The sequence below is a fragment of the Streptomyces sp. JW3 genome (assembly GCF_052216785.1).
In the GTDB taxonomy this organism is placed as follows: Bacteria; Actinomycetota; Actinomycetes; order Streptomycetales; family Streptomycetaceae; genus Streptomyces.
Map to the genome: position 1 here is coordinate 1 of NZ_JBQOUX010000219.1, position 2,412 is coordinate 2,412.

1 protein-coding gene is annotated in these 2,412 nt (G+C 73.7%); it reads left to right on the forward strand.

Annotation, left to right across the window (positions count from 1 at the left end; translation table 11 throughout):
• Positions 1 to 2,278, forward strand: a 2,278-nt coding sequence (locus ACTT8P_RS38110) for an ArnT family glycosyltransferase (protein WP_442836373.1), incomplete at its 5' end; no start/stop codon positions are given.
• Between the last annotated feature and the right edge of the window lie 134 nt (positions 2,279 to 2,412).

Below are 2,412 nucleotides of genomic sequence, written 5' to 3' on the forward strand. Positions count from 1 at the left end.
AGCGGCCGTGCCCGACGAAGCGGCGGTGCCGCCGCGGCGGCACCGGCTGGTGTTCTGGCGCTCTCCCCCGGACCAGCCCGGCTGGGCCCGTCCGGCGCTGCTGGCCGTCGCCGCGCTCGCCGCGCTGCTGTACACCTGGAACATCGTCGGCAGCGGCCTGTCCCCGTACTACTCGGTGGCCGCGCGGAGCATGGCGGAGAGCTGGACGGCGTTCCTGTTCACCGCCTTCGACCCGGCCGCCACCATCACCCTCGACAAGATCGGCGGCTTCCTGTGGCCGCAGGCGCTCTCCGCCCGGCTGTTCGGCTTCCACGACTGGGCGCTGACCCTGCCGCAGTGCGTCGAGGGCGTGGTCTCCGTGCTTGTCATGTACCGGGTGGTACGGCGCTGGCAGGGGGCGGCGGCCGGGCTGATCGCGGCGGTGCTGCTGACCCTGACGCCGCTGGCCGCCTCCATGTTCGGGCACGCGATGCTCGACTGCTCGGTCACGATGTGTCTGGTGCTGGCGGCCGACCAGTACCAGAAGGCCGTCCTGACGGGCCGGCTGAACCCGCTGCTGCTCAGCGGCGGGTGGATCGGACTGGGCTTTCAGGCCAAGATGATGCAGGCCTGGCTCATCGTCCCGGCGCTCGCCGTCGGCTACCTGGTCGCCGCCCCGCACGGGCTGCGGCGCCGGCTCCGGCACCTGCTGGCGGCGGGCGGTGTGCTGCTCGCCGTGTCCCTCTCCTGGGTGGGGCTGATGACCTTCACGCCGGAGGATTCCCGCCCCTACGCGGACGGCTCGACCAACAACAGCGCCTTCGCCATGGTCTTCGGCTACAACGGCTTCAACCGCTTCCACGAGGGGCTGGTTCCGGGCGCGGTCGGCGTGCCCTCCGGGGGCGGCGGCACGGGAGCGGCGACGGGCGGCACGGCCGGGGACGCCGCGCAGAAGGGCGCCGACAGCGCCGGCCGGGACGGTTCCGGGTCGCCGGACCCGGCCGCGCAGGGCTCGTCCGCGCAAGGGGCGTCCGCCGCGCTCGCGGTCATGCCCGACTCGGAGGGCTGGGGCAAGCTGCTCAGCTCCCGCTTCACCACCCAGATCGGCTGGCTGTACCCGCTCGCGCTGATCGCCCTGGTGCTGGGCCTGGTGCGGCACCGCGGGGCCGCGCGCACCGACCGCCGACGCGCCGGATACCTGATGTGGGGCCTGTGGCTGGCCACGTCGGCTCTCGTGCTCAGCGCCATGAGCATCCCGCACACGGCCTACGCCGCCCTGCTCGCGCCGCCCCTGGCCGCGCTGTCCGGCGCCGGCGCGGTGGCCCTGTGGCGCACCCACCGGGCGGCCCGCGGCGGCCCGCGGGCCTGGCTGCTGCCCGTGGCGGTGCTCGTGCAGGAGGTCTGGACGATCCGCACGGCCGCCCCGTACATGGACTTCGCGCCCTGGCTCGTTCCGCTGGTCCTGGTGACCTCGGTCGCCGCCTGCGCGGCCCTCGTGTACACCGCCCTGCCGAACCGGTCCGGCCACCGGCTGGCCCGGCGCGTCACCGCCGCCGGCCTGGCGAGCGGCTGCGTCGCCGTGCTCGCCGCACCGGCCGCCTGGTCGCTGAGCGTGCTGAACGAGCGGTACGCGGGCTCGCCGTTCGACGCCTACGCGGGGCCGCCCTTGAAGCTGTCCGACGGCTCCGGCTCGGGCAAGGGGATGCGGACGGCCAAGAACGGCAATCTCGGCGGCCTCACGTCCACCACCACCACCCAGGGCCCCGACGTGCTCAATGAACACGGCTCCGACCAGGAGAAACTGATCGAGTACGTCGAGCGGAACAACCGGGGCGCCGCCTACACCTTCTCCACGAACAGCTGGCAGACGGCATCGCGCTACATCTACCTCCGGGCCCTGCCGGTGCTGCCGCTGGGCGGGTTCCTGGGCGAGGCGAACGTCGTGAACCTGGCCGAGTACCAGGACCTGATCCGGGCCGGCGACCTGCGCTTCGCCCTGGTCGGCACGTATGAGGGAAGCATGAGCGGGGCCGGCGGCGGACAGGTCAGCGAGCCGCCGCCGGACAGTTCGGTGGCGCGGATCGACCGGTGGGTGAAGTCGGCCTGCACCGAAGTCGATCCGGCCGCCTACGGGGCGGCCGCGGCGGACGGCAAGGGCAGCGGCGCAGGCGCAGGCGAGGCCGAGAAGAGCGGCACAGGCGCCGGCGAGGGCGAGAGGAGCGGCAAGGACGGCGGGGACGGCGGGGGTTCCGAAGGCGGCACGGAGACGCTGTACGACTGTGCCTCGGCCGTGCGCTGACGGCGGCTCCCCGTCCGTGCGGGAGCCGGGCGGCGGCCCGCACCGGGCCGCCGCCTTAGACGTCGTCTCATTTGGCCTGTTCGATAGTCTGGCGTCGTGGGGATCGTTGAGCGTCTGGTGCCAGATGAGTTGTG